The sequence below is a fragment of the Nocardia panacis genome, assembly GCF_003598715.1.
Taxonomy (GTDB): Bacteria; Actinomycetota; Actinomycetes; order Mycobacteriales; family Mycobacteriaceae; genus Nocardia; species Nocardia panacis.
This window is the reverse complement of sequence record NZ_QZFU01000016.1, coordinates 475,736-498,405: the sequence shown is the minus strand read 5'-3', so window position 1 is coordinate 498,405 and position 22,670 is coordinate 475,736. Positions and strand designations below refer to the sequence as shown.

General features: G+C 65.7%; 22 protein-coding genes and 1 riboswitch. Of the genes, 10 read left to right on the top strand and 12 right to left on the bottom strand.

The genetic code is table 11. The features are described 5' to 3' along the window. A complete protein-coding gene (locus D5S18_RS10525) occupies positions 1-1,026 on the bottom strand; it encodes a hypothetical protein (RefSeq protein WP_120039618.1) in 1,026 nt (341 codons plus the stop codon). A 145-nt stretch (positions 1,027-1,171) separates the two neighbouring features. Between D5S18_RS10525 and D5S18_RS10520 the strand changes: the two genes are divergently transcribed. Continuing rightward, a complete protein-coding gene (locus tag D5S18_RS10520) occupies positions 1,172-2,512 on the top strand; it encodes a family 1 glycosylhydrolase (protein WP_120039617.1) in 1,341 nt (446 codons plus the stop codon). Positions 2,513-2,639: 127 nt separating this feature from the next. Here the strand turns inward: D5S18_RS10520 and D5S18_RS10515 are convergent, their stop codons facing one another. From D5S18_RS10515 to D5S18_RS10505, 3 genes are all read right to left on the bottom strand, one after another. Next, positions 2,640-2,825 (bottom strand): hypothetical protein, encoded by a 186-nt coding sequence (locus D5S18_RS10515; protein WP_120039616.1) that lies wholly within the window; start codon positions 2,823-2,825, stop codon positions 2,640-2,642. 158 nt (positions 2,826-2,983) lie between these two features. Then, positions 2,984-5,002 carry a glycosyltransferase family 39 protein gene (locus tag D5S18_RS10510; protein ID WP_120039615.1) on the bottom strand — a complete coding sequence of 673 codons (2,019 nt, stop codon included), beginning with the start codon at positions 5,000-5,002 and terminating at the stop codon, positions 2,984-2,986. After that, a complete protein-coding gene (locus tag D5S18_RS10505) occupies positions 4,999-6,234 on the bottom strand; it encodes a bifunctional glycosyltransferase family 2/GtrA family protein (protein WP_120039614.1) in 1,236 nt (411 codons plus the stop codon). The genes D5S18_RS10510 and D5S18_RS10505 overlap by 4 nt, the downstream gene beginning before the upstream one ends. 262 nt (positions 6,235-6,496) lie before the next feature. Here D5S18_RS10505 and D5S18_RS36090 point away from each other — a divergent pair, with 262 nt between their 5' ends. Then, on the top strand, positions 6,497-6,625 hold the full coding sequence (locus D5S18_RS36090; RefSeq protein WP_282434841.1) for a hypothetical protein: 129 nt from the start codon (positions 6,497-6,499) through the stop codon (positions 6,623-6,625). Between the two features lie 504 nt (positions 6,626-7,129). Next, on the top strand, positions 7,130-8,215 hold the full coding sequence (locus D5S18_RS10500; RefSeq protein WP_120039613.1) for a DNA cytosine methyltransferase: 1,086 nt from the start codon (positions 7,130-7,132) through the stop codon (positions 8,213-8,215). Positions 8,216-8,330: 115 nt separating this feature from the next. On the opposite strand, the gene D5S18_RS34420 is transcribed toward D5S18_RS10500, so the two are convergent. The 5 genes from D5S18_RS34420 to D5S18_RS10485 all read right to left on the bottom strand — a co-directional run bounded on the left by D5S18_RS34420 (position 8,331) and on the right by D5S18_RS10485 (position 12,124). After that, positions 8,331-9,047, bottom strand: coding sequence for a PDDEXK family nuclease (locus D5S18_RS34420; protein WP_147403924.1), 717 nt, complete (start codon positions 9,045-9,047; stop codon positions 8,331-8,333). Positions 9,048-9,152: 105 nt separating this feature from the next. Beyond that, complete coding sequence (locus tag D5S18_RS10495; RefSeq protein ID WP_120039612.1) at positions 9,153-9,926, bottom strand: ESX secretion-associated protein EspG; 774 nt, start codon at positions 9,924-9,926, stop codon at positions 9,153-9,155. Next, positions 9,916-11,127, bottom strand: a complete 1,212-nt coding sequence (locus tag D5S18_RS34415; RefSeq protein WP_147403923.1) for a hypothetical protein — start codon at positions 11,125-11,127, stop codon at positions 9,916-9,918. The genes D5S18_RS10495 and D5S18_RS34415 overlap by 11 nt, the downstream gene beginning before the upstream one ends. Before the next feature lie 30 nt (positions 11,128-11,157). Then, complete coding sequence (locus D5S18_RS10490) at positions 11,158-11,571, bottom strand: hypothetical protein (protein WP_147403922.1); 414 nt, start codon at positions 11,569-11,571, stop codon at positions 11,158-11,160. Positions 11,572-11,599: 28 nt separating this feature from the next. Then, on the bottom strand, positions 11,600-12,124 hold the full coding sequence (locus D5S18_RS10485; RefSeq protein ID WP_239003650.1) for a DUF3558 domain-containing protein: 525 nt from the start codon (positions 12,122-12,124) through the stop codon (positions 11,600-11,602). A gap of 220 nt (positions 12,125-12,344) precedes the next feature. Here D5S18_RS10485 and D5S18_RS10480 point away from each other — a divergent pair, with 220 nt between their 5' ends. Continuing rightward, positions 12,345-13,070 carry a TetR/AcrR family transcriptional regulator gene (locus D5S18_RS10480; protein WP_120040533.1) on the top strand — a complete coding sequence of 242 codons (726 nt, stop codon included), beginning with the start codon at positions 12,345-12,347 and terminating at the stop codon, positions 13,068-13,070. A 79-nt stretch (positions 13,071-13,149) separates the two neighbouring features. Here the strand turns inward: D5S18_RS10480 and thiD are convergent, their stop codons facing one another. Beyond that, complete coding sequence (gene thiD, locus D5S18_RS10475; RefSeq protein ID WP_120039610.1) at positions 13,150-13,989, bottom strand: bifunctional hydroxymethylpyrimidine kinase/phosphomethylpyrimidine kinase; 840 nt, start codon at positions 13,987-13,989, stop codon at positions 13,150-13,152. Between the two features lie 103 nt (positions 13,990-14,092). Between thiD and D5S18_RS10470 the strand changes: the two genes are divergently transcribed. Genes D5S18_RS10470 through D5S18_RS10450 form a run of 5 tightly spaced genes read left to right on the top strand, consistent with a single transcriptional unit; the run spans position 14,093 to position 19,002 of the window. Next, a complete protein-coding gene (locus tag D5S18_RS10470) occupies positions 14,093-15,232 on the top strand; it encodes an LLM class flavin-dependent oxidoreductase (RefSeq protein ID WP_120039609.1) in 1,140 nt (379 codons plus the stop codon). A 2-nt stretch (positions 15,233-15,234) separates the two neighbouring features. Further along, entirely contained in the window at positions 15,235-16,020 is a 786-nt protein-coding gene (locus D5S18_RS10465; protein ID WP_120040531.1) for an ABC transporter permease, read from the top strand. After that, positions 16,017-17,057, top strand: a complete 1,041-nt coding sequence (locus D5S18_RS10460; protein WP_120039608.1) for a taurine ABC transporter substrate-binding protein — start codon at positions 16,017-16,019, stop codon at positions 17,055-17,057. The genes D5S18_RS10465 and D5S18_RS10460 overlap by 4 nt, the downstream gene beginning before the upstream one ends. Next, positions 17,044-17,814, top strand: a complete 771-nt coding sequence (locus tag D5S18_RS10455) for an ABC transporter ATP-binding protein (protein WP_120039607.1) — start codon at positions 17,044-17,046, stop codon at positions 17,812-17,814. Before D5S18_RS10460 ends, D5S18_RS10455 begins: the two co-directional genes overlap by 14 nt. Positions 17,815-17,862: 48 nt before the next feature. Next, positions 17,863-19,002 carry a GTP-binding protein gene (locus D5S18_RS10450; RefSeq protein ID WP_120040529.1) on the top strand — a complete coding sequence of 380 codons (1,140 nt, stop codon included), beginning with the start codon at positions 17,863-17,865 and terminating at the stop codon, positions 19,000-19,002. 234 nt (positions 19,003-19,236) lie between these two features. On the opposite strand, the gene D5S18_RS10445 is transcribed toward D5S18_RS10450, so the two are convergent. Beyond that, complete coding sequence (locus D5S18_RS10445) at positions 19,237-20,019, bottom strand: thioesterase family protein (protein ID WP_120039606.1); 783 nt, start codon at positions 20,017-20,019, stop codon at positions 19,237-19,239. Between the two features lie 140 nt (positions 20,020-20,159). Further along, positions 20,160-20,270, top strand: a riboswitch (TPP riboswitch). Here D5S18_RS10445 and thiC point away from each other — a divergent pair. Then, on the top strand, positions 20,261-21,967 hold the full coding sequence (thiC, locus tag D5S18_RS10440; protein WP_239003649.1) for a phosphomethylpyrimidine synthase ThiC: 1,707 nt from the start codon (positions 20,261-20,263) through the stop codon (positions 21,965-21,967). (Overlaps the previous riboswitch by 10 nt.) 40 nt (positions 21,968-22,007) lie before the next feature. On the opposite strand, the gene D5S18_RS10435 is transcribed toward thiC, so the two are convergent. Beyond that, on the bottom strand, positions 22,008-22,628 hold the full coding sequence (locus D5S18_RS10435; protein ID WP_120039605.1) for a TetR/AcrR family transcriptional regulator: 621 nt from the start codon (positions 22,626-22,628) through the stop codon (positions 22,008-22,010). Positions 22,629-22,670: the final 42 nt, after the last annotated feature.

Below are 22,670 nucleotides of genomic sequence, written 5' to 3'. Positions count from 1 at the left end.
TTACTGCTCCGTCGGCCCCTTGGCGGGGGCGACGTGCGCGAACCAGCGCGCGGACTCCTCGGCGGGCAGCACCCCTTCGAGGGTCAACTCGCCGACCATCTCGGGGAAGTAGCGGCCGCCGCGCCAACTGCGCTGGTAGGGCTCCGGATCGAGGACGAGCAGGCGGGTGCCGTCGAGCACCGGGATATCCGAGGGCGTGCCCTCGTTCCAGATCCACTCCCCGCTCGGCGCGACCAGATTGAACGAGCCGCGGGTGGAGACCTGGCCCGGTGCGTCCCGGCACACCGCCGCCGCCTCGGCCGACGGCGGTTCGCCAGGGAGGTGTCCGCCGCCGATGAGCGCGTCGGCCAGCAGGGTGTGCAGTTGGAAATTGTCGGCGAGGCCGCTCATCCGGAACCGGTATCCGGTGCCCGACTCGCGGTGCAGCGCGATGAGAGGTTCGTCGTCGAGGACCAGCAGCGCGTACTCCAGACCCTTGCTCCACCAGTCGGCCGTCTCGATCAGTTCCTCGTGCAATTCGCGCAACCGCTCGCGGCCGTCGAAATTCGCGCGCACATCGGGATGTTGGAGCAGGGCCAGCGCCGCGCGCTCCCAATCCGAGAGGGTGAACCAGGCCAGGGTGGTGCGGTGACCGAAGCGGGCCAGCAGCGCCGGATCGGGCTGGGTCTCGTTATCGGGCAGGTCTTCCTCGCCCGCGGCCTCGGTCCACTGATCGACGAAATCCAGTGCGTCGTCCAGCGCGGTGGCGAAGGTCTCGAAGACCGGTCCGGCGCAGGGCAGCGGATCGGCCCCGCGCTCCACGCACGCGCCGACGACCACCGCGATATTGGCGCGCGGGCCGGGCGGCAGTGCGGACAGCAACGCGGCCAGTTCCGGTGCCGCGGCGGCCAGTTCGTCCGGCGCGGCATCCGGGAAGGCGGCCAGCATGCGCCGATGCGCCTGTTCGGAGCCGGACCCGTCCTCGGCTCGCACCGCCCCCGCGAAATCGGTGACGGCATCCAGGAATGGGTACTGCCCCAAGCTCATGGCGGCGACGCTATCGGCCCGGTTTGACGCTGTCCAGTCCGCACGCGGGCCGTGGGGAAAAACCTCCGCGCGTCGGTGCGCATCTGCGAGGGTTGCAGCAACCGTCCAGCTAAGCTGACCGGCGACGTTGTCGGACAGGAGGGCCATGCCGATCCGCCGCCGCGAATTGCCCGCCCTTGCCGCTGCGGCCGCCGCGCTGCTGATTCCCGGTGTGGCACAGGCCGTTCCGCCGCTCGCCCCCGCCGCCGTGCCGCCCACCCCGCCGGTATCGCCACTGCCGCGGGAGTTCCTGTGGGGTGTGTCCTGTTCGGGCTTCCAAGCCGAAGGCCATGCGCCCGACAGCAACTGGACCCGCTATATCGCCTCCGGCGCGGCCGTCGACGAACTCCGCGATTCGGTCGACTTCCACACCCGCTACGCCGCCGACATCGACCTGGCCGCCGAACTCGGCGCGCGGGTGTTCCGGATGAGCGTGGAATGGGCCAGGGTGCAGCCCCAGCCACAGGGCTGGGACGAGGCGGCCTTAGGGTTCTACGACAATCTGGTGGCCCGCATCATCGAGGCCGGTATGCGGCCGATGATCACCCTGGACCACTGGGTGTATCCGGGGTGGGCGTGGGATCGCGGCGGCTGGCGCAATCAGGGCATGGTGGAGGACTGGCTGGTCAACGCGCGAAAAGTGGTGAACCGCTATGCCGCTCGCGATCCGCTGTGGGTCACCTTCAACGAGCCCGCCGCCTACATCGGCACCGAATTGCGGATAGGCGGCATCTCCGGCGGCGAAGCGCCCGCCATGCTGGATCGAATCGCGCAGGCGCACAGCGCGATCTACGACACCATTCACCGCTGTCAGCCGACCGCCATGGTCACCAGCAATATCGGCTATGTCGCCGGGGCCGAGGTGCAGGTGAATCAGGAACTGGTCGATCGGATCGGGCCGAAAATCGATTTCGTCGGCGTCGACTATTATTTCGCGCAGCGATCTCCCGACGATCCGGCCACACAGGGGGGAGCGGACGGGCCGCCCATCTGGGAGCTGCCGGTGCAACCGCAGGGTATCTATTATGCGCTGCGCCACTATTCGCGACTATTTCCGGATCGGCCACTTTTCGTGGTGGAGAACGGCATGGCCACCGAGAACGGAAAGCCGCGCCCCGACGGCTACACCCGTTCCGATCACCTTCGCGACACTCTGTACTGGATACAGTGCGCGGTCGCCGACGGGATGAAGATCATCGGCTACAACTACTGGAGCCTCACCGATAACTACGAATGGGGAAGTTACACGCCCCGATTCGGGCTCTACACGGTGGATGTGCTCAATGATCCGACATTGGCCAGGAATCCGACCGACGCCGTGGCCGCCTACACCCGCCTGATCGCCGATGGCGGCGTGTCCGCCGACTATCGACCCGTGCGACCGGCGCTCGACTGCGCGGTGCTCGATTCCGCCGATATCTGCGCCGAGACCGAGCCGCAACCCTAATGCCGCACCGCTGTTACCGGATCCGATCGAAGCGTGATCGCAGGTCGGACCGGAATCGCCCGGCGCGCAGCCCGGTTCGCCGCGGCGCGGGGCTATCGTGCGCGGCCGCCGTGAGATCGGCGAGCGACTACTGCGATCCCGCGTAGGAGCGGGCGGTGCCGCGCCAGGTGGCCACGGTGGCGCTCAGCCGCCGCATGCGCGCGACATCCAGACTGCCGCGCCAATTCTCGAGAAAGTCGCCGACGAACTGCGCGCGGGCCGATTCCGGCAACGACTCCATCCACGGAAAAACGAGTTTCAGGCGATCGTTCATTCTCGGGAGCATGACACCACTCGGGTGACACGTCAAATCCCGGCCGCACCTGTCGATTACGGTTCGTGACAAACCGGCCGCGGACACCCATTCATGGGATGTCACACGGCCGGTAGTCATTTCATTCCGCGGTGAACGTGGTGCGGGTCACCGAATCGCTACTTGGGGGCGGTCAGGTCGTAGAGCACGACGCCGTCCACCGTCGTCGCGGTGAAACGCTGTTCCACCCACTGGGTGATCTCCCGACTGGTCGATGCAGCGCCGAAAGCCGCCTCGCCGAAGGGCGTCTCCCCGCCCGCCCGGCCGCCGCCGAGGAAATAGTGGATCTTCCCGTCGGCGACATAGCGTTCGAATTGCGCGAGGGTGGGTGACGGGTCGCTGCCATTGAATCCGCCCACCGGCATGACCGGCAACCGGGTCGCGAGCTGGAAACCCGCGGCGCTATTGGAACCCACCGTCGCGGCGACCCAGGTGTAGTCGGCGCCCTGCTGTTCGAGCAGTGCTACGACGCGGTCGCTGGGCTTCGCGGCATCGAGGAGGCCGCCCGCAGCGCCGAAATAGCCGGGCCGACCGGCAGGTTGCCCCTGTTGACCGGGAGGTTGTCCCGGACGGCCGGGGCCGTGCCCGTTCGGTGCGCGGCCGGGGAAAGCGCCGGGAAGATCGCCGTTCAGCAGCGGGGGGCGACCGAAGCGGCCGACATTGGGTCCGGCGCTCGGGATCGCGCCGGCGTGGGAGGTGGCGATGGTGTCGATCGCGTAGGCGGTCGGGCCGCCGAGACCGACGAAAGCACAAGCCACCGCGAGGGCGGCCATCCAGCGGCGCGGGGTCCCGCGGCGCAGCACCTGCCAAAGAATCGCCACCGTGGCCAGTGCGCCGACAATGAGCACCGCCCAGCGCAGCCACGGCACGAAATGACTGCCGCGGCTGAGCAGCAACCAGGATGTCGCCGTCGTCAGGCCGACCGCGAGCGCCGCGAACAGTCGCACCCACCTGCGGTCCCACCCGCGCCACCCCATGATCGCGCCCGCGCCGACCAACGCGGCCACGGCAGGCGCCAGCGCCACCGTGTAGTACTGGTGGAAGATGCCCGCCATGAAACTGAAGGTCAGGCCGGTCACCAGAGCCCAACCGCCCCACAGGATCAGCGAGGCCCGCCGCGCATCGGTGCGGGATGCCTTGCCGCACAGCAGGATTCCCGCGACCAAGCCGACCAGCGCGGCCGGGATCAACCAGGCGATCTGACCGCCCTGCGCCGGTTCGAACAGTCGGGTGATTCCGGGGCTGCCCCACATGCCGCCGCCGCGCGCGGGCATCTCGCCGCCACCCGGACCGACACTGCCGTGCTCATTGCCATTGAGCCGGCCCAGACCGTTGTAGCCGAGGGTCAACTCCAGGATCGAATTGTGCTGGGAGCCGCCGATCCACGGTCGGGAGCCCGCGGGCCACAACTCCACCGCCAACAGCCACCAGCCCGCCGCCACGACCATCGCCGCACCCGCCGCGAACAATTGCGCGATGCGCTTGCCCAGTCGCGGCGGACCGGCGATCAGATAGGTCAGCGCCAGCGCGGGCACCACCAGCAGCACCTGCAATTGCTTTGTCAGGAAACCGAATCCGATCAGCGCACCGGTCAGGACCAGCCAGCGCCAGCGGCCGTCCTCGACCGCGCGAACCATCGCCCAGGCGGCCGCGGTCATCAGGAAGACCAGCAGCGCGTCCGGATTGTTGAAGCGGAACATCAGCACCGCCACCGGCGTCAGCGCTAGCACCAGGCCGGCGATCAGCCCGGCCGCAGGCCCGAACGGCCGTCGCACCGCCGCCCACAGCACCGCCACCGAGGCCACCGCGAGCAGCACCTGCGGCACGAGGATGCTCCAACTGCTCAGCCCGAACAGCCGCACCGACAGCTCCATCAGCCATAGCGAGGCGGGCGGCTTGTCCACGGTGATGGAATTGGCGGCATCGGAGGAACCGAAGAAGAAGGCCTGCCAGGACTCCGAACCCGCCTGCACCGCAGCGGAATAGAACGAGTTGGCCCAGCCGTTCGCGCCGAGGTTGATCAGGTAGGCGATGCCGGTGCCGAGCAGCAATACCGCCAGAGCCGGCTTCTCCCAATTGATTCGACGCGCGGGCACCGGCGCGGGGGCCGTCTCCGGCGCGGACAGGGTCGCGGTCATTCGCGCACCTGCGCCGGGCGAGGATTACGGAAAACCCAGCGCAGCCCCACGAAACGCAGCAGTGTGGCGAGCAGATTCGCCAAGACCAGGACGAACAGCTCCAGATGCACTTCCGCCTGCGGAGCCCAATGATGCAGCGCGAACAGCGATCCGCTGGTCAGCGCCAACCCGACGCCGAAGATGAGCAGGCCCTGCACCTGATGCGAGACGGCCTTCGCGCTGCCGCGCACGCCGAAGGTGAAGGCGCGATTGGCGGCCGTATTCGCGATCGCCGTGGTCAACAGCGCCAGGAAGTTCGCCGCCTGCGCGCCCGTCAACGGTTGCAGCAGGACATAGAGCAGCAGGTAGGCCAGGGTGCTCAGCACACCGACGATGGCGAAGCGCACCAGTTGCCCCACCATGCCGAGCGGGACGCCGGGCACCAGCGGTTCGCGACCGACCGCCCGGCGCAACTCGTCCAGCGGCAGCGCACCGGTGTAAAGCGCCCGCAGCAGGCGACCGATACCCAGCAGATCCTTGCGCGCGGTATCGACGATATCGACCCGACTGTCCGGATCATCGATCCAGTCCACCGGCACCTCGTGAATGCGCAGCCCGGCCCGCTCGGCCAAAACCAGCAGTTCGGTGTCGAAGAACCATTCGCCGTCGCGCACCAGCGGCAGCAGCCGCCGCGCCACCTCGGTGCGCATGGCCTTGAATCCGCACTGCGCATCCGAGAAGCGGGCCTGCAGCGAGGCCTTCAGCAGCAGGTTGTAGCAGCGGGAGATGATCTCGCGCTTCGGGCCGCGCACCACCCGCGAGGCCGAACTGAGCCGGGTGCCGATGGCCAGATCCGAATGGCCGGTGATGAGCGGGGCCACCAGCGGCAGCAGCGCGTTCAGATCCGTCGACAGGTCGACATCCATATAGGCGACCACCTGCGCGTCGGAATGCTCCCAGACCGCGCGCAACGCCCGCCCGCGGCCCTTCGCGTCCAAATGCACCACCCGCACATCGTCGAACTCCGCCGCGAGCAACCGCGCCACCTGCAGCGTGGCATCGGTGCTGGCATTGTCGGCGATGGTGATCCTGGCCGGGAAAGGGAATCCGTCGCGTAGATACGCACGCAACCGCCGCACACAGATCCCTAGATCGGTCTCTTCGTTGTAGACGGGAATGACGACGTCGAGCACGGGCACGGACACCGGCTCGGAAATCTCCGCCCGGTGCCCGGCGGTCGCGGTTTCGGTCATGGCCCCCACCCTGTCGAGCCCAGCCGGCCCCCGGCTGGGCTCTGGCTGTGAGGTTCCGGTGAGCCGCTGATCAGCTCATATCGGGTATCCGCCGCGGAACGGGTTCGCTCGATCGGCGCCCGCGCGGCTCGACGCGATCGGGCAGGCCATCGCCGAACACGACGAAACCCTCTATACCGCCGCCATATCCGGACCGACCAACCTGCACACCGTGCTCAACGTCGCGACCGCACACGACCTGCACCGCTAGGTGACCACCAAAATGGCGCGACTGGAAGGTATTCACGACTTCGAACTGACCCCGATCCTGCACCGGCTCAAGCAGGCGGTGGCGCGCACAGCCAATGGTGTTCTGGCCGAACCCACTCCGGCGCGCCGTCGTGCTCGCTGACCAGGACACCGTGTTGTTGATGAAATCAGCGGTGGAGTCGCCGCCGGGATTATCATGATGAGGACCTGGCCCGTGCCACCTGACAAATCAGCGCGTGCAATGTGCACAGTCTGGTTTCGACCGTGCCGGCGAAGCGGCAGGCCAACCGGTCACCTAATCTTGTCGCAGTCCAGTTCGCGGTGGCTGGGCGAGGACGGTCCGGCCTCACGAGGTAGCAGCAGGACTGGCGATAGTTGTCGGTGCCTTGCACTAGGCTTAGGCAATTCCGGAGCATGCCGAACTTGGCGTTCACTAGGAAGGGTTCGGATGGGCAGACGAAACGCAGTCGACGGACAGACGCCGACTATACGTGGTGAACGTGAGCCAAAAGCTGGTGATGCTGGAGCCGAAGAGATTGACGCCGATGCCCAATTGGACTCTGTCGTGCCCTCTCGTATTCGGTCGACGAATCCCCATCACCAACCACGGAAACTCACTGCGCGTCAGCGTGAAGCGTTCCGCCAGATGTCTGTGCAATCGCGTGAGGCCAAATTGCGCGCCATCCAGGGAGAGGTAGAGCCTCTGCACGAGATTAATGTGCCGAAACTCGATCCCTATGACCTCATGCCACAACGGGAGTCGAATAGGTTGCGTGCCCTTTCTCTATTCAGCGGTGGTGGAGGTTTGGACTTGGGTTTCGATCGTGCTGGGTTCTCTCATGTTGCCTCATACGAAATACTCGGGCACGCCGCAGAAACCTTGAAGCGTGCTCGTCCGAACTGGGTTGTCAACGGCAACCAGGATGGTGACGTTACTTCTGCCAAGTGGACGAGCCTGAGTGGTGAAGTGGATATTGTTCACGGTGGCCCGCCGTGTCAGCCGTTCTCCATTGCTGGAAGACAAAAGGGTGCCGATGATACTCGCGATATGTGGCCAGAGTTGGTGCGATGCATCCGCGCGGTCAAGCCACGCGCATTCGTGGCAGAGAATGTTCCTGCGCTCGCCTCGAAGAAGTTCGCTCCATATGTGCAGAGTCAAATAATTGACATGCTCAGCTATCGATACCACATCAAGATGTTGATGCTGCGGGCAGAGGATTTCGGGGTTCCGCAGATTCGGCGCCGAGTCGTTTTTGTTGGATTTGCGCGCAAAAAGGACGCGGTTCGTTTTGTTCCGCCTGCGGCTACCCACCGCTGGGGTGACAGCCAACTGGAATTCACCGAAAACCTTGAACGCTGTATGGGCGCACGTGAGGCGCTCGGCCTTCCCGATATAGGATTCGATGCTCTTTCGCCGACGATCCGGAGTTCGTTGACCGGTCCGCGCCATACCACAAGTATTCTCAACAGCGTTGCGGCGCAGCGCACATTCGAGGCCTTGCAAATATGGCCCAATGGTGTTGCGGCCACCCGTGAAAAAGCGCGTGCCTACGTGGCAAACAATGGACACTTCAGACTGTCAGTCCAGGATGTCGCCGTTTTGCAGGGCTTCCCGGAAGATTGGCCATTCGACGGCGCGACGTACATGCAACTAGGTCAACTCGGGAACGCTGTTCCGCCGCCGATGGGTTACGCCGTGGCGTCATCAGTGGCCGCCGCGTTTGAAGCTTGATCGACGGTAGCGCGTCTGTGGTCCGGTGTCGTCTTCATGACGCGGAGGCGGGTTCGTCGACCTTTCGACGAACCATCGCCACGCGAAGCCTCTCGTTGATTCGCTCAAATAGCCTCTAGGGTGTTGTCGGCAGGTTTTGGTCGATCGCGATTTTATCGGCACGTAAGTCGATGTATCGTCGCACGAGCCTCCGGACCGTCGCGGCATGATCATCGAAAATTCGATCAACGCGGCTTTCCAGATAGCGTTCGGGAATATGGGGGTTGTTCAGAGTGGCTCCTCGGCGGATGACATACTCGCACCGCTCTCGGAGTAGGGCGAGCATGGCGTCACGCGAGTATCTGCCTCCAGGGAGGTCTGCATGTTTGGAGTATTTTTCTTTCGACCATTGATTCTTCATGATTCGTTGCGCATCTTTTTTCGAGAATGAAGTTCCATTTCCGAAAATTATATCCAGGTCGCCGTCGGTAATTCTTTGAGGTGCCTGCTGTGCCAGGACGAAATCTGGCTGAATATACTTTTCTTTATCTTTGATCCAGTCGGACATGTCTGCCGGTGATGCGTAGTAGCAGTATCGCAACGTCGTCGCATCTTTTTTGTAGAAGGCAAACAGCCAATGAAGATGTTCCCATTTGGAAATATGCTCTGGACTGAAGTCGCGCACGGTTGAAACCGAATCACCGGTCGTCGACTTGAGCTCGAACGGGATCGGTGAAGGGTGGTTGTCCAGCTCTAGCACTGCATCGAGACCACCGCGCGTTCGGCCATCTGGCACCCGCAGATTAAACATCCAGAGCATCTGTTGTTCACGAGCATCATCCTGAGCGGGCATAGTGATAGTTTGCCCGAGAACGGCGGGAATTGAAAGGCAGCTCACCGGCGAATAGACCAGGGGAGTTGCTACGAATTTTGTGGCACGCGTTCACGTTCGTGCCGATCACCACACGTCGGCGTCCGCGCTGAGACGGTCGCGAGCCTTGTCGATCCAGGTGGCGAAGTGGGTTGCCAGATCTTTGGGGGTGGTGGGGCGGATGCGGATGCGGTCCAGTGTCCGCAGTTCGGTGTAGCGGCCGTCCTCGGTGATATCGCGCCACTCCACGAAATGCAGGGGATTGGCCTCGGCCGCGAAAGGACCCACGTAGAGGGCCGCGCTGCCGCCGCCGTCGGCGGGGCGGCCGACGAATTCGCGGTACCTGTCGCGCAATCGCGCGCGGCGGGAATCATCGAAGTACGGGTCGCGGTCACCCATGATGTCCTGCTGGTGGAATTCGGCCTGCGGTTGCCGCCCCGGCTCCGCCGGAACCATGCGATGCACAATGCGGGCCGGGAGATGGTCCGGGTGACACAGGCGCAGGCGGATCGGACCGGCGATCTCGTAGGTGGTGATTTGCGACAGGACCGCGGCCGAAACCTCGTTGCGGACACCGAGGATTCGATATTGGCGGGTGCTACCATCGCTGGTCTTCGTTGTGCCGCCACGGATTTCAATGCGCACATCGGAAGAGGTGACCACCTCGAAGGCCCGCTTGATGTCGATCAGGTCATCTTGCGAATAGTTCGCGCGGACCCGCGCCAGATGCGCCTGACAGTCCTCCGCGTACTGGAAGCGGCTGCGAGAATACAGTGGACGAGGGAACCTGTCCTGCGCCTCGCTCAACCACAGTGCGGCGAAATCGTCAGTCTCCCAGGACCATTCGAGGTCATTGGTCATGATCGCCGCCGAGCACGCCGCCGGGGAGCGTTCTGGGTTCCGCACCCAGCAGTTCGCGAGTGTTGTCCATATTCTTCAGGTAGTCGGGGGTCTTGTGCTCTTTGCCGTCCTCGCCTTTGCCCTGGGCCGCGCCGGGGGCCATGCCACCGGGAGCTCCCGATTGACCAGGTCGAGCCTGTGCGGCCGGCGCCATTGTGGGTTTACCGGCTTGGGGTTGTTGCGCGGGAATGCCGGTCGGGGTGCGGGGCGGCTGAGGGCGACCCGACGTGCCGGGGGAGCCCGGCGTGAAACCTGTTGTCGACCTGGGGTTTACGGAGGGAACTCCGGTGCGGGCACCTGGCGTAGCCGATCCTGGTGAAGGTGAGGCGGGCGACAGAGTAGGCGAGTTCGGCGACGTCGGCTGCGCGGTGGTGCCCGCAGGTGTTGTTTGAGAGGTGCCGGTCGGTGCGGTTTTCGTTGCATCCGAAGAGCTTTGCGCCTGCGTCGGATTCACTGCGGTCGGCGAAACGGACTGCTCGTTCTTGGTGCCGGGCGAATCTTCCTGCCTACCACGGCTATCCGTCGCTGCTCCCGGGCCGGTGGAACCCGTGCCGTGCGTTCCTGTCCCCTCCGCCTGCGAACGCGAACCACCCGGACCATACCCACTCGTCTGGGGAATATCTATCGGATTGGCAATATCTATCGGACGCCCCAGCAGTGGTATCGAGCGATCCGCGGTCGCGAATTGCGCGATATACGAGTCCCGCATTTTGTCCTGCGCGGCCGCGATGTGCTCGTCCCGTTCATTTTCGAACCGGCTACGAAAGAACGGCCAAGCATTGTGGTTCCACCATCGAGGGTTGTCCGCGATCTGGTCCACTGCCTTCTTTGTGTCGGACGAAGACTGTGCCGTATCGCTGACGAGCTTGTTGAGTGTGTTGAAAGAATCGGTAAGATGGTCGGCGTCGGTCGCGTAGTGCACTATGGACTTCTTCGCGGCCTCGGCTGCCTCTCCTTCCCACGCCTCGGCGATTGATTTGATCAGACGCTGTTGGAAGGTGTCCAAACCCTCTCGCCATTTCTGCTCCGCATGGCGGTAGCGACCGGCCGCGTCATGGGCGAGCGTTGTGTCGATCGGGTCGAAGGCGTTCTTCAACTCCACACGCTGATACCACGGCGGGTTTTCGGTTTTCGGGATCTGCGGTGGTTCCGTCCCGGACATCTGGCCCCTCCCTGGATTATTAGCTGTCGACTATTTTATCGGATTGCCGAGTCGCTCCGATTCGGCTTTGAATCGAGCAGCCAACGTGCTGTCCTGCGCAATGTAACGGTCGCGCATTGCGCCGAATAGTTGGCGGATACTCTCGACTGCCGACTTGTGTTCCTCGAGTATTGTGTAGAAGTCGTTTCCGTCGGGCTGGCCCATGGCTTTCTCTCGAAACCTTCTCGCCATCGTGGGTGCGGAAGTCAGCTTCGAGTCGGGATGGTCACCGAATCCCCACTTGTCAATCTTGGATATCTCACGCATATCGTTCTGTACTTCACGAATTGTCTCTTTCACGAATCGCCTACATTCGTGGTCAATTCTTGCGAATTCCTCAGGACTCATTCGCACCGACAGTGCACCGGATTTGGCTTCGGCTATCAAATCGAACTGATCGGCCATGTTCATTCTCCATCACGCTCGATTCCCCTCACGCCGTGGCCGGCATGAGGGGGCTTATCTTCTCCAACAACGAATGTGCCAACTGGCATGCATCGCCCGCCGCGCTCGCGCTCGGGGGTACATCGAGTAGGATTTCCAGGCTGCCGCCCTTCATCTCCGCGTCGGCGATACAGGCTCCGTCATCCTTGAACTGGTGTGTCGTCATCGCATGACGACCGCCGATCATGAACTCCTGCGGATCGCGAAAACCTTTCGCACGCACCATGTCCAGCGTGATGTTGGTAGTCGTGATGCTCACTGTGTATTCGCTATCGTTCACCCACCCGCATCCTCGCCACATGATGCCGCCACCGCCATCGGTGTCCTTCCGGCTGGTGGCGATGAATCCCTGTGAATCCATCAAGCTCTTCGGGATGTCTTTGCACGGGTCAAACCCCTTCGGGACATCGGCCGCCACGGTCGGCTTCTTCTGTCCGCCGGATGCCGAGTCGCCACCGCCATTGCACCCCGCGACAACGACTATCGCCGCAGCCGCGAACACGGTGGCCCGCACCGCCCTGGACCTACCAGTCATCAGCACCCCTTCGCGCGCCCCCGCATCGGTACCCAGCCGGAGGTAAGCCCCCAATGTTATGCGCAGACCCTACCGCCGCCCGCGATCGGAGGGCAAGGAACAGACCGTCGATGTCCCGCTCTGACGGGCGCCCAACTGTACGTGGCGATTCCACGATCTCGCGACCGAAATGTCCGGCCTCGCGTACGATTCCGTGGTTATGACCAGCAGCGGCCGCGCCGCCGAGCACCCGACGACGCGCCGCACGGATGCGCGGACCGAGCGGTGGCGCGAACATCGACGCCAGGTGCGCCACGAATTCGTCGATGCCGCCTTCCGGGCGCTGGATCGCTGCGGTCCCGAGGTGAGTATGGGGGATATCGCCAGGGAGGCGGGTGCGGCGAAACCAAAGCTGTATCGGCATTTCGAGGACAAGTCCGATCTCTACAACGCGATTGTGGATCGGGTCCGCGAAGGTTTGTGGGAGCGGGTTGTCGCCAGTATTGATCTGACGAATGATTCCGCGCGGGATCTGGTGCGCCGGGGTGCGGCCGAGTACGCGCTCGCGGTGCAGCGGCATCCGAATGTGTTCCGCTTCATTCTGCACAGTCATTTCGCGCAGCAGGCCAGCGATTCGGAGCGGGCGCTGCAATCGGCGCGGCTGTCGGCGCGCCGGGCCGCCGAACTGTGCACGGCCGCGCTCGGCGACGACTCGATCGATGTGGACAGCGCCGAACTGATCGCCTATTCGGTCTTCGGGGCGGTGGCCTCGGCCACCGACTGGTGGCTCGGTGTCAACCGCACCAGGGCGCGGGCCATGTCGATCGAGCGGTTCGTCGACTATCTCGCGGAGGTCATCGCCGCCATCGCACAGGCCAACTCCCGCCTGCACGGGGTGACGATCAACCCCAACCTGCCCCTGCACCTTGCCTTTTCACCAAGGTAGCTGTTATTCACAGCGGGAAACCGCGTTGTGCCGTTGCGACTCCTCGACTACGCCGCCGACAAGTTCGCCGCGCGGAAGCTCAGCGGAGCCGCCACAGCGGCGAGACCGGACCGTGCCCGCTGCCGAGCGGATAGGACGCCTCCAGGCAGCGCCGCGTCCACTCCTTGGCGAATTCCACCGCCTCCGGCACCGAGTAGCCGTGCGCGAGGGCGCTAGCGATCGAGGCGGCCAGCGTATCGCCGCCGCCGTGATCGTGGCGGGTGTCGATGCGCGGCGCGGTGAATTCGTAGAATTTGTCGCCGTTGTAGAGCACGTCGGTGCTGACCGGCGCTGAGCGCAGATGCCCGCCCTTCACGATGGCCCACTGCGCGCCCAATTTGTGCAGCGCCTCGGCGGCCTGCCGCGCGGTCGTCGCGTCGCGGACCTCGATCCCCGTGATCAGCCTGACCTCGTCGAGATTCGGTGTCACCACGGTGGCCAGCGGGATCAGTGTGTGTCGCACCGCCGCCAACGCCTCCGCGTGCAGCAGCGGATCGCCGTGCATGGAGGCGGCCACCGGATCCACCACCAGCGGAATCGTGCCGTCGCGGCCGAGCCCGACCTCCCGGCACACCCCGGCCACCGCCTCGATGATCGCGGTGGAGGCCAACATGCCCGTCTTGGCCGCGCCGATGCCGATATCCGCGGCGACCACCCGGACCTGATCGGCGACCACCTGCGCGGGAATCTCGTGGAATCCGCTGACGCCCAACGAGTTCTGCACCGTGACCGCGGCGATGGCCACACACGCGTGCACCCCGAGCATTGCCATGGTCCTGGTGTCGGCCTGGATGCCCGCGCCGCCCCCGGAATCCGTGCCCGCGATGGTGAGTACGCGAACCGGGGTCTGACCGGGAGCGGGAAGGGGAAGCAGTCGCACGACCCGACCCTACGCGACAGCGACCCGACCCCGCCGACCCGAGATTGGAATCTGACCGATCGCATTCCTGTTCGGGTCGGCCGTGCGCCGGTTCGATGGACGAATGTCGCTCACCTTCCACTGGTTCCTGCCCACGAACGGCGACAGCCGCGATGTCGTCGGCGGCGGTCACGGCGCGGGCGCTACGTCGTCGGCGGGCGATCGCCCGCCGAGTGTGCACTACCTGTCCCAGATCGCGGCGGCCGCCGAGGCGGTCGGTTTCGAGGCCGCGCTCACTCCGACGGGCGCGTGGTGCGAGGATGCGTGGTTGACCACGGCGATGATCAGTCAGCGCACCGAGCGCCTGAAATTCCTGGTGGCCTTCCGCCCCGGATTCCTCTCGCCGACGCTCGGCGCGCAGATGGCCGCCACCTACCAGCGACAGACCGGCGGTCGGCTGCTGCTCAATGTGGTCACCGGCGGCGAATCCCGCGAACAGCGCGCCTACGGCGACTTCCTGGACAAGGACGCCCGCTACGAGCGGACCGGCGAATTCCTCGAGATCGTGCGCGGGCTGTGGGCGGGGAAGACGGTCGACTTCGACGGCAAACATCTGCGCGTCGAGAAGGCGACGCTGGCGCAACCGCCGAATCCGGTGCCGCCCATCTACTTCGGTGGGTCCTCACCCATCGCGGGCGCCATCGCCGCCGAACATACCGAGGTCTACCTGACCTGGGGTGAACCGCCCGCGCAGGTGGCGGCGAAGATCGCCCGGATTCGGGAGTTGGCAGCGCAGGCGGGCCGCACGGTGCGCTTCGGTATCCGGCTGCACGTGATCACCCGCGACACCTCGGAGGCGGCCTGGGCCGAGGCGAATCGGCTGCTCGCCGGATTCGAGCCCGCCAAAGTGGCCGAGATCCAGGCATCCCTGGCCAAGAGCGAATCCGAAGGGCAGCGTCGCATGCTGGCCCTGCACAACGGTGACGGCGCGAATCTGGAGATCTACCCGAACCTGTGGGCCGGAATCGGCCTGGTGCGCGGTGGCGCCGGAACCGCCCTGGTCGGCAGTCACGACGAGGTCGCCGCGCGCATTCTCGAATATCACGCCCTCGGCCTGGACGAATTCGTGCTGTCCGGGTATCCGCACCTGGAGGAGGCGTACTGGTTCGGCGAGGGTGTGCTGCCTCGGCTGGCGGCGCGCGGGGTGTGGCGGCATCCGGCCGAACCGGTCGCACCCGCGCCGCGCGCGGTCTCCGCGCTATAGCGATGGCGCGGGTTCGACTCATCGCGCTGCCGCTGCTGTCGGTCGCGGTCTTCGTCTTGGCGTGGCAGGTGCTCGCCGCGGCGGGCTGGTGCGGCGAGACCTTCGTCCCGCGCCCGATCACGGTGTGGCGCACGGCGATTCAGTTGTCCACCACCCGCGACGGGGTGCGCGGATATCAGGGCTACCTGCTGTGGGAGCACCTGTACATGACGCTGCGCCGGGTGCTGGCCGGTGTGCTGATCGGAACTGTCGCCGGAGTCGGGCTGGGGATCGCCATGGGCACCGTCGGCTGGTTGCGCGCGATTCTCGAGCCGTGGCTGACCTTTCTGCGCACCCTGCCGCCGCTGGCCTATTTCTTTCTGCTGGTCATCTGGCTCGGCATCGATGAGGCGCCCAAGGTGACGCTGCTGGCGCTGGCCGCCATGCCCGCCGCGGCCATCGCCACCGCGGCGGCGGTGTCGGCCGCTCCGGTCGGATTGATCGAGGCGGCGCGGGCGCTCGGGGCCGGCCGCGGGCAGGTCATCCGGGATGTGGTGGTTCCGGCGGCATTGCCCGAGACGTTCACCGGTATTCGACTCGCTGTCGGCTTGGCCTATTCGTCGGTGGTGGCGGCGGAGCTGTTCAACGGAATGCCCGGCATCGGCGGTGTGGTGAAGGACGCGAGCAACTACAACAACACGCCCGTCGTCCTGGTCGGCATCGCCGCCATCGGGATCTCCGGCCTGGTCATCGATGGTTTGCTGCGCGCGATCGAGAGGCGTGCCGCCCCATGGAGAGGAAAGATATGACACGCCGCCTCCGGGCGCTCGCGGCGGCCGTCGCGGTGGCCATCGGTCTCGCGGGCGCTGCTACGGGATGCGCCATCGACCACTCCGGAGCCGATGCGAGCAAACCGACCCTGCGCATCGCCTATCAGACGCTGCCCAGCGGGGACCTGATCGTCAAGAACACTCGGTGGTTGGAGCAGGAGCTGCCCGGCTACAACATCAAATGGATCAAGTTCGATTCGGGCGCGGATGTGAACACCGCCTTCCTGGCCGGGCAGGTCGACTTCGGCACGGCCGGTTCGAGTCCGGTGGCGCGCGGACTGTCCGCACCGCTGAATATCCCGTATCAGGTGGCCTTCATCCTCGATGTCGCCGGGGACAACGAGGCGCTGGTGGCGCGGGAGGGTACGGGTATCGATTCGGTTCTCGCGCTGCGCGGCAAGCGGATCGCCACCGCGTTCGCCTCCACCGCACACTACAGCCTGCTGGCCGCGCTGGACCGAAATGGATTGAGCGCCAACGAGGTAAAGCTGGTCGACCTGCAACCGCAGGCAGCGCTGGCGGCCTGGGAGCGCGGCGATATCGATGCCGTCTACACCTGGCTGCCCACCCTGGATCAGTTGCGCAAGGGCGGCAAGACACTCCTCACCAGTCGCGAATTGGCCGCTGCGGGTAAGCCGACGCTCGATTTGGGTGTTGTCGCAACGGAATTCGCCAAGGCGCATCCGGATGTGGTCGATATCTGGCGGCGGGCGCAATCGCGCGCCCTACGCACCATTCACGAGCAGCCCGAGGTGGCGGCGCGGAGGGTGGCGGCCGAGATCGGGACCACGCAGGCGGATGCGGCTCAGCAGTTGCGGCAGGCGGTGTTCCTGACCGGGGAGCAACTGGTCTCGCGCGAATGGTTGGGGACCGAGGGTGCGGTCGGTCAACTGGCGGACAGTCTGCGCAGCGCGGCGGAATTCTTAGCGGGACAGCGGCAGATCGAGGCCGCGCCGAGTGTCGAGCGGATTCGGGAATCGATCTATGTGTGGGGGCTGCCGAATGGTATCGGTTGAGGTCGCGACCGAGACAGGTGTTCGCATCGAGCGGGTTTCGCATCGGTACGGTGCCGTGCAGGCGCTCGGACCGGTCGATCTGAGCGTCGCGGCGGGTGAATTCCTGGTTCTCGTAGGCGCTTCCGGCTGCGGGAAGAGTACGCTGCTGCGGTTGATCGCCGGGTTCGAGACGCCGACGGAGGGGCGGATCGAGGTGTCCGGGAGCGCGCCCGCACCGGGCCGCACAGCGGGCATGGTGTTCCAGCAGCCGCGGCTGTTCCCGTGGCGCAGTGTCGGCGGCAATGTCGATCTGGCGCTGAAATACGCCGGGGTGCCGCGTGATCGGCGTGCGGCGCGGCGCGCGGAACTGCTGGGCCGAGTCGGGCTCGAAGACACCGCCGCTCGGCGGGTGTGGGAGCTCTCCGGCGGTCAACAGCAGCGGGTGGCCATCGCCCGCGCACTCGCGGGCGAGCATTCGCTGCTGCTGCTCGATGAGCCGTTCGCGGCATTGGACGCGCTCACCAGGGAACGGCTGCAGGAGGATCTGCGTCCGGTCGGGTCGGGGCGCACGTCGGTCTTCGTCACCCACAGTGCCGACGAGGCGGCCTTCCTGGGTTCGCGGGTGGTGGTGCTCAGCAAGCGACCGGGCCGGATCGCGTTGGAGTTGCCGGTCGAGCTGCCGCGGACCGGGGTCGATCCGGACGAACTGCGTGCTTCGCCTGAATTCCTGGCCGCGCGGCGGGAGATCGCCAAGGCGGTGAAGTCGGCTGCGGTCTGACCCGGACCCTCGCCGGTAAATGAAAATGGTTATCATTAGCGTGTGACTCTGACAACCCGCCCCCCGCTGCCCGTCACCGTGCTCTCCGGATTCCTCGGCGCGGGCAAGACGACGCTGCTCAACCACATCCTGGCCAATCGGGACGGCCGCCGGGTCGCGGTGATCGTCAACGATATGAGCGAGGTCAATATCGACGCCGCCCTCGTCGCGGGTCAGGGCCATCTGGACCGCACCGAGGAGAAGCTGGTCGAACTCACCAACGGCTGTATCTGCTGCACGCTGCGCGAAGATCTCCTCGAGGCCGTCGGCGAACTCGCCCGCGCGGGCCGCTTCGACCAGTTGGTCATCGAGTCCACCGGCATCTCCGAACCCATGCCGGTGGCCGCCACCTTCGACTGGGAATTCGAGGACGGATTCAAACTCGGCGATATCGCCCGACTGGACACCATGGTGACGGTGGTCGACACGGTGACCTTCCTCGGCGAGATCGCGCGCGGGCAGGGGCTCGCCGAACGGAATATGCAAGCGGGACAAGGGGATACCCGCACCATCGCGGACCTGCTGGTCGACCAGGTGGAATTCGCCGATGTCCTGTTGATCAGCAAAACCGATCTGGTCGGCGAAACCGCGGCGGGCACGGTGGAGGCCACCGTGCGCCGGATGAACCCGCGCGCGCACGTGCTGCGCACCGTCAACGGCGTCGTCGACCTCGCGCAGGTGCTCGACACCGGCCGCTACAACCCGGCCCTCGCGGCCGAAACCGATGGCTGGGCCGAGGAATTGGCGGGTGGACATACACCCGAAACCGAGGAGTACGGTATTCGCAGCATCACCTATACCGCCGAGCGACCGTTCCATCCCGAGCGGCTCGAGCACGCCCTCGGGCAGCTGCGCGGCATGTTGCGCAGCAAGGGTTTCTGCTGGCTCGCCAGTCGATCCGACCTGGCCGCCATCTGGTCGCAGGCCGGTCCCAACCTGACCTTCGAACCGGCCGCCTGGTGGTCCGCGCTGGAAGTGCCTGCCGGACAGGAGATCGTGTTCATCGGGGTGAGACTCGACGGCGCGCGGGTGCGCGGACTTCTCGACGACGCGCTGCTCACCGATGCCGAATTCGCGGCCGGACCCGCCATTTGGGCCGAATACCCCGACCCTTTCCCGTCCTGGGGAGAGTTGCACAATCACGCCTGAGCACGCGCGCGGTCATCGATCGTTCGGTCGATAGCAAGTCGGTGTCGGGTATGTCGGAATTCACACTGTTCGCGACGTTCGGGCCTCCCCGCTCACCGCGCGGAAAATGCTGCCGGACGGTAGGTTTCGCAGTGATTGTGCCGATGACGCGGCCCGCGCGCCGATGAGGGGGCGTGGGCCGCGTCTCGGCCCTCGAGTCCAATCCGGCGATCAGGGTCAGAGGTTGCGTCGCGACTAGCGTCGCGCCAGATGCAACGTCTGTGTCGAGCGTCCGATCGGCCCCTTCTCGTCGAAGAGGGCCGATTCGGCCAGCCCCACCCCCTCCGGCTGCGCGTGTGTGACCGCGTCCAGGCACACCCATTCGCCCTCGGGCATTCGATGCAACTGTACGGTCAGATCGGTATTGATGAAAACATAGCTGTCCCAACCCAATACCGAACTGATTCCATTCCCGTGATCGGCCGCCACCAGCACCCGCTCCCACGGGCTCGGCGTCGTCCCCGCGACAATCGGATACCGCAATCGCATCCAACACACCGCAGGCCCCGGCTCGGTGAAAGATCCACTGACGAACCGATATTCGAGGCCCTTGTGGAATCCCACGGCATGGGCGGTCGGAAACTCCGAACTCTCCCGCTCTGGTCCGGGCCGCCGCTCATTCGGTGCGAACGCCGGGGGCACCTCGACCTGCCCCTCCGCCACCCGAAACCGCCAAGCGACCGCCCGCATCACCAGCCCCCGCTCGCTCTCCAGCGTCGCCTCCAGCATCTCGACGCTTCGCCCCGGACGCACTACCCGCGCAGCCACCCGCACCTGCGCCAAAGGGACCGGTCCCAGAATCTCCACCGCGACCCGACCGATCCGAAATTCCTCCCTGGGCGCACACCCCTCCAATACGTGCCCCAGCAACGCCGCGGGTGGCCCGCCATGCTGCGCATCCATCGACCACGGCCCCCGCGTCAATTCGGTAGCCAGGAACCGGCCATCGCCCTCGGGGAGATAGAAACCCTCCACCACACCTCCTACACCAAGCCCGACCAGGGCATTTCGTCACACCATCGGCGACGCTACTCGCCCGATCCCCGCGCCCGACGGTCGAGTCGACCCGATCTGCCCGCGCGAACGAATCCGGGACGGGTAAGGTCGGGCGCGGAAGTTTCACTGCCAACGGGGGCTCGCACCAGCGGGCTGAGAGGACGGCTACCGGGCCGTCGACCGTATGAACCTGACCGGGTAATGCCGGCGTAGGGAGGAATACATGGGCACCACTGCGTCCAATGGGGGCGACTCTGTCGCCACCGTGTCCAATCGGGGCGACTCCGTCGCCACTGCGTCCAACTCTGTCGACACCGTCGACTCTGTCACCACCGGCCCGATAGAGGGCAGCGCCAAGCACTATCGGGAGGTCGATGACCTGCGCATTCCCGTGCGCCGGATCAACCTCACCAATGGTGAGCACTTCGACGTGTACGACACCTCGGGGCCCTACACCGACACCGCCGCCGCCATCGACCTGGAAGCGGGCCTACCGAAGCTGCGCGACGGCTGGGAACGTCGGGAGATCGAGGGACCGCGCACCCAATTATCCTGGGCGCGTGCGGGTCTCATCACCCCCGAAATGCGCTTCATCGCCGCGCGCGAGGAGGTCGAACCCGAACTGGTGCGCGCGGAGGTGGCGGCGGGCCGCGCCGTCATCCCGGCCAATCACCGGCACCCGGAACTGGAGCCGACCATCATCGGCAAGAAGTTCCTGGTCAAAATCAATGCCAATATCGGCAACTCGGCCGTGTCCTCCTCCATCGCCGAGGAGGTGGAGAAGATGGTGTGGGCCTCCCGCTGGGGCGCCGACACCATCATGGACCTGTCCACCGGCAAGAACATTCACGAAACCCGCGAATGGATCCTGCGCAACTCGCCCGTCCCGGTCGGCACCGTGCCGATGTATCAGGCGCTGGAGAAGGTCAACGGCGATCCGGCCAAGCTGACCTGGGAGATCTACCGCGACACCGTGATCGAGCAGGCCGAACAGGGTGTCGACTACATGACGGTGCACGCGGGCGTGCTGCTGCGCTACATCCCGCTCACCGCCAAGCGCGTCACCGGAATCGTCTCGCGCGGCGGGTCCATCATGGCGGCGTGGTGCCTGGCCCATCATCGAGAGTCGTTCCTGTACACCAACTTCGCCGAACTGTGCGAGATCCTCGCCCGCTACGATGTGACCTTCTCCCTCGGCGACGGCCTGCGGCCCGGATCCATCGCCGACGCCAATGACGCCGCCCAATTCGCCGAACTGCGCACCCTCGGCGAGTTGACGAAGATCGCGAAATCCCATGGTGTGCAGGTGATGATCGAAGGTCCGGGCCACGTGCCGATGCACAAGATCGTCGAGAATGTGCGGCTGGAGGAGGAGCTGTGCGAGGAGGCCCCTTTCTACACGCTCGGGCCGCTCGCCACCGATATCGCCCCGGCCTACGACCACATCACCTCCGCCATCGGCGCGGCCATCATCGCGCAGGCGGGTACCGCCATGCTCTGCTACGTCACCCCGAAAGAGCATCTCGGCCTGCCCAATCGCGATGATGTGAAGGTCGGCGTCATCACCTACAAGATCGCCGCGCACGCCGCCGACCTGGCCAAGGGGCATCCGCACGCGCAGGCGCGCGATGACGAACTGTCCAAGGCGCGCTTCGAATTCCGCTGGCGCGACCAGTTCGCGCTGTCTCTGGATCCGGATACCGCCAGGGAATACCACGACGAGACCCTGCCCGCCGAACCCGCCAAGACCGCGCACTTCTGCTCCATGTGCGGTCCCAAGTTCTGTTCGATGCGCATCTCCGCCGATGTCCGCGACTACGCCGAACGCAACGGCCTCACCGACCTCGAAGCCATCGATGCCGGCATGGCCGAGAAATCCGCCGAATTCGCCGACTCCGGCAATCAGGTCTATCTCCCCGTCGTCTCCTGATCGGCCCGGTGGCGCCGAATCCCCTCGGCGCCACCGGTTTTCAGGCGTGCCGCAGGGCGCGATAGACAGCGGAGCCGACGAAGGCGCCGAGCGCCTCCGGAGTCCAATCCTGTTCTCCAGTGAGCAGCGTTCGGACCGCGCCCTCACCCGCCGAGACCCAGAGTTCCACCAGGGCCGGGAGTTTGCGGTCCGCGTCCTCGATACCCCAGGCGCGCAGCGTGGGGCGCAGCAATTGGCGGCAACGCTCCACCGCCAAGGCGCGGCCCCGGCCGAACGAATTCGCCACGGCCGGATCGGGATTGCCGTACAGCAGCCGCCACGCGGCCGGGCGGGCCGCCGATTTCACCAGCAGCGCGCGGAAACCCGCCACGAACACCGCCTCGTCGGCATCGACATCCCGCGCGGGCAGCACCTCGCGCAACCCGTCGATCAGGTACTTCTCCTCGCGTTCGAGCAGCGCACCCAGCAGCTCCACCCGATCCGCGAAACACGCGTACACTACCGGCCGCGTCACCTGCATCCGCTCCGCCACCGCCGCCATGGTCACCGCCGCGATCCCCTCCGCCACCGCGATCTCGAGCGCCGCATCGAGCACCTGCGGCCGCCGCCGCCCCGGCCCCAAATGCCGAGCCCGCGCCCGCACCCCCGACTCGCTACCCATCCCCCCAACGTATCAGCGACCCCACCCATTCCGCCTCACGCG

Bases quoted from the DNA above. Each gene is read 5' to 3' on its own strand.
- D5S18_RS10525 (WP_120039618.1), bottom strand. From the start codon at position 1,026: ATGAGCTTGGGGCAGTACCCATTCCTGGATGCCGTCACCGATTTCGCG.
- D5S18_RS10520 (WP_120039617.1), top strand. From the start codon at position 1,172: ATGCCGATCCGCCGCCGCGAATTGCCCGCCCTTGCCGCTGCGGCCGCC.
- D5S18_RS10515 (WP_120039616.1), bottom strand. From the start codon at position 2,825: ATGAACGATCGCCTGAAACTCGTTTTTCCGTGGATGGAGTCGTTGCCG.
- D5S18_RS10510 (WP_120039615.1), bottom strand. From the start codon at position 5,002: ATGACCGCGACCCTGTCCGCGCCGGAGACGGCCCCCGCGCCGGTGCCC.
- D5S18_RS10505 (WP_120039614.1), bottom strand. From the start codon at position 6,234: ATGACCGAAACCGCGACCGCCGGGCACCGGGCGGAGATTTCCGAGCCG.
- D5S18_RS36090 (WP_282434841.1), top strand. From the start codon at position 6,497: ATGGCGCGACTGGAAGGTATTCACGACTTCGAACTGACCCCGATCCTG.
- D5S18_RS10500 (WP_120039613.1), top strand. From the start codon at position 7,130: ATGTCTGTGCAATCGCGTGAGGCCAAATTGCGCGCCATCCAGGGAGAG.
- D5S18_RS34420 (WP_147403924.1), bottom strand. From the start codon at position 9,047: ATGCCCGCTCAGGATGATGCTCGTGAACAACAGATGCTCTGGATGTTT.
- D5S18_RS10495 (WP_120039612.1), bottom strand. From the start codon at position 9,926: ATGACCAATGACCTCGAATGGTCCTGGGAGACTGACGATTTCGCCGCA.
- D5S18_RS34415 (WP_147403923.1), bottom strand. From the start codon at position 11,127: ATGTCCGGGACGGAACCACCGCAGATCCCGAAAACCGAAAACCCGCCG.
- D5S18_RS10490 (WP_147403922.1), bottom strand. From the start codon at position 11,571: ATGGCCGATCAGTTCGATTTGATAGCCGAAGCCAAATCCGGTGCACTG.
- D5S18_RS10480 (WP_120040533.1), top strand. From the start codon at position 12,345: ATGACCAGCAGCGGCCGCGCCGCCGAGCACCCGACGACGCGCCGCACG.
- D5S18_RS10470 (WP_120039609.1), top strand. From the start codon at position 14,093: ATGTCGCTCACCTTCCACTGGTTCCTGCCCACGAACGGCGACAGCCGC.
- D5S18_RS10465 (WP_120040531.1), top strand. From the start codon at position 15,235: ATGGCGCGGGTTCGACTCATCGCGCTGCCGCTGCTGTCGGTCGCGGTC.
- D5S18_RS10460 (WP_120039608.1), top strand. From the start codon at position 16,017: ATGACACGCCGCCTCCGGGCGCTCGCGGCGGCCGTCGCGGTGGCCATC.
- D5S18_RS10455 (WP_120039607.1), top strand. From the start codon at position 17,044: ATGGTATCGGTTGAGGTCGCGACCGAGACAGGTGTTCGCATCGAGCGG.
- thiC (WP_239003649.1), top strand. From the start codon at position 20,261: ATGGGCACCACTGCGTCCAATGGGGGCGACTCTGTCGCCACCGTGTCC.
- D5S18_RS10435 (WP_120039605.1), bottom strand. From the start codon at position 22,628: ATGGGTAGCGAGTCGGGGGTGCGGGCGCGGGCTCGGCATTTGGGGCCG.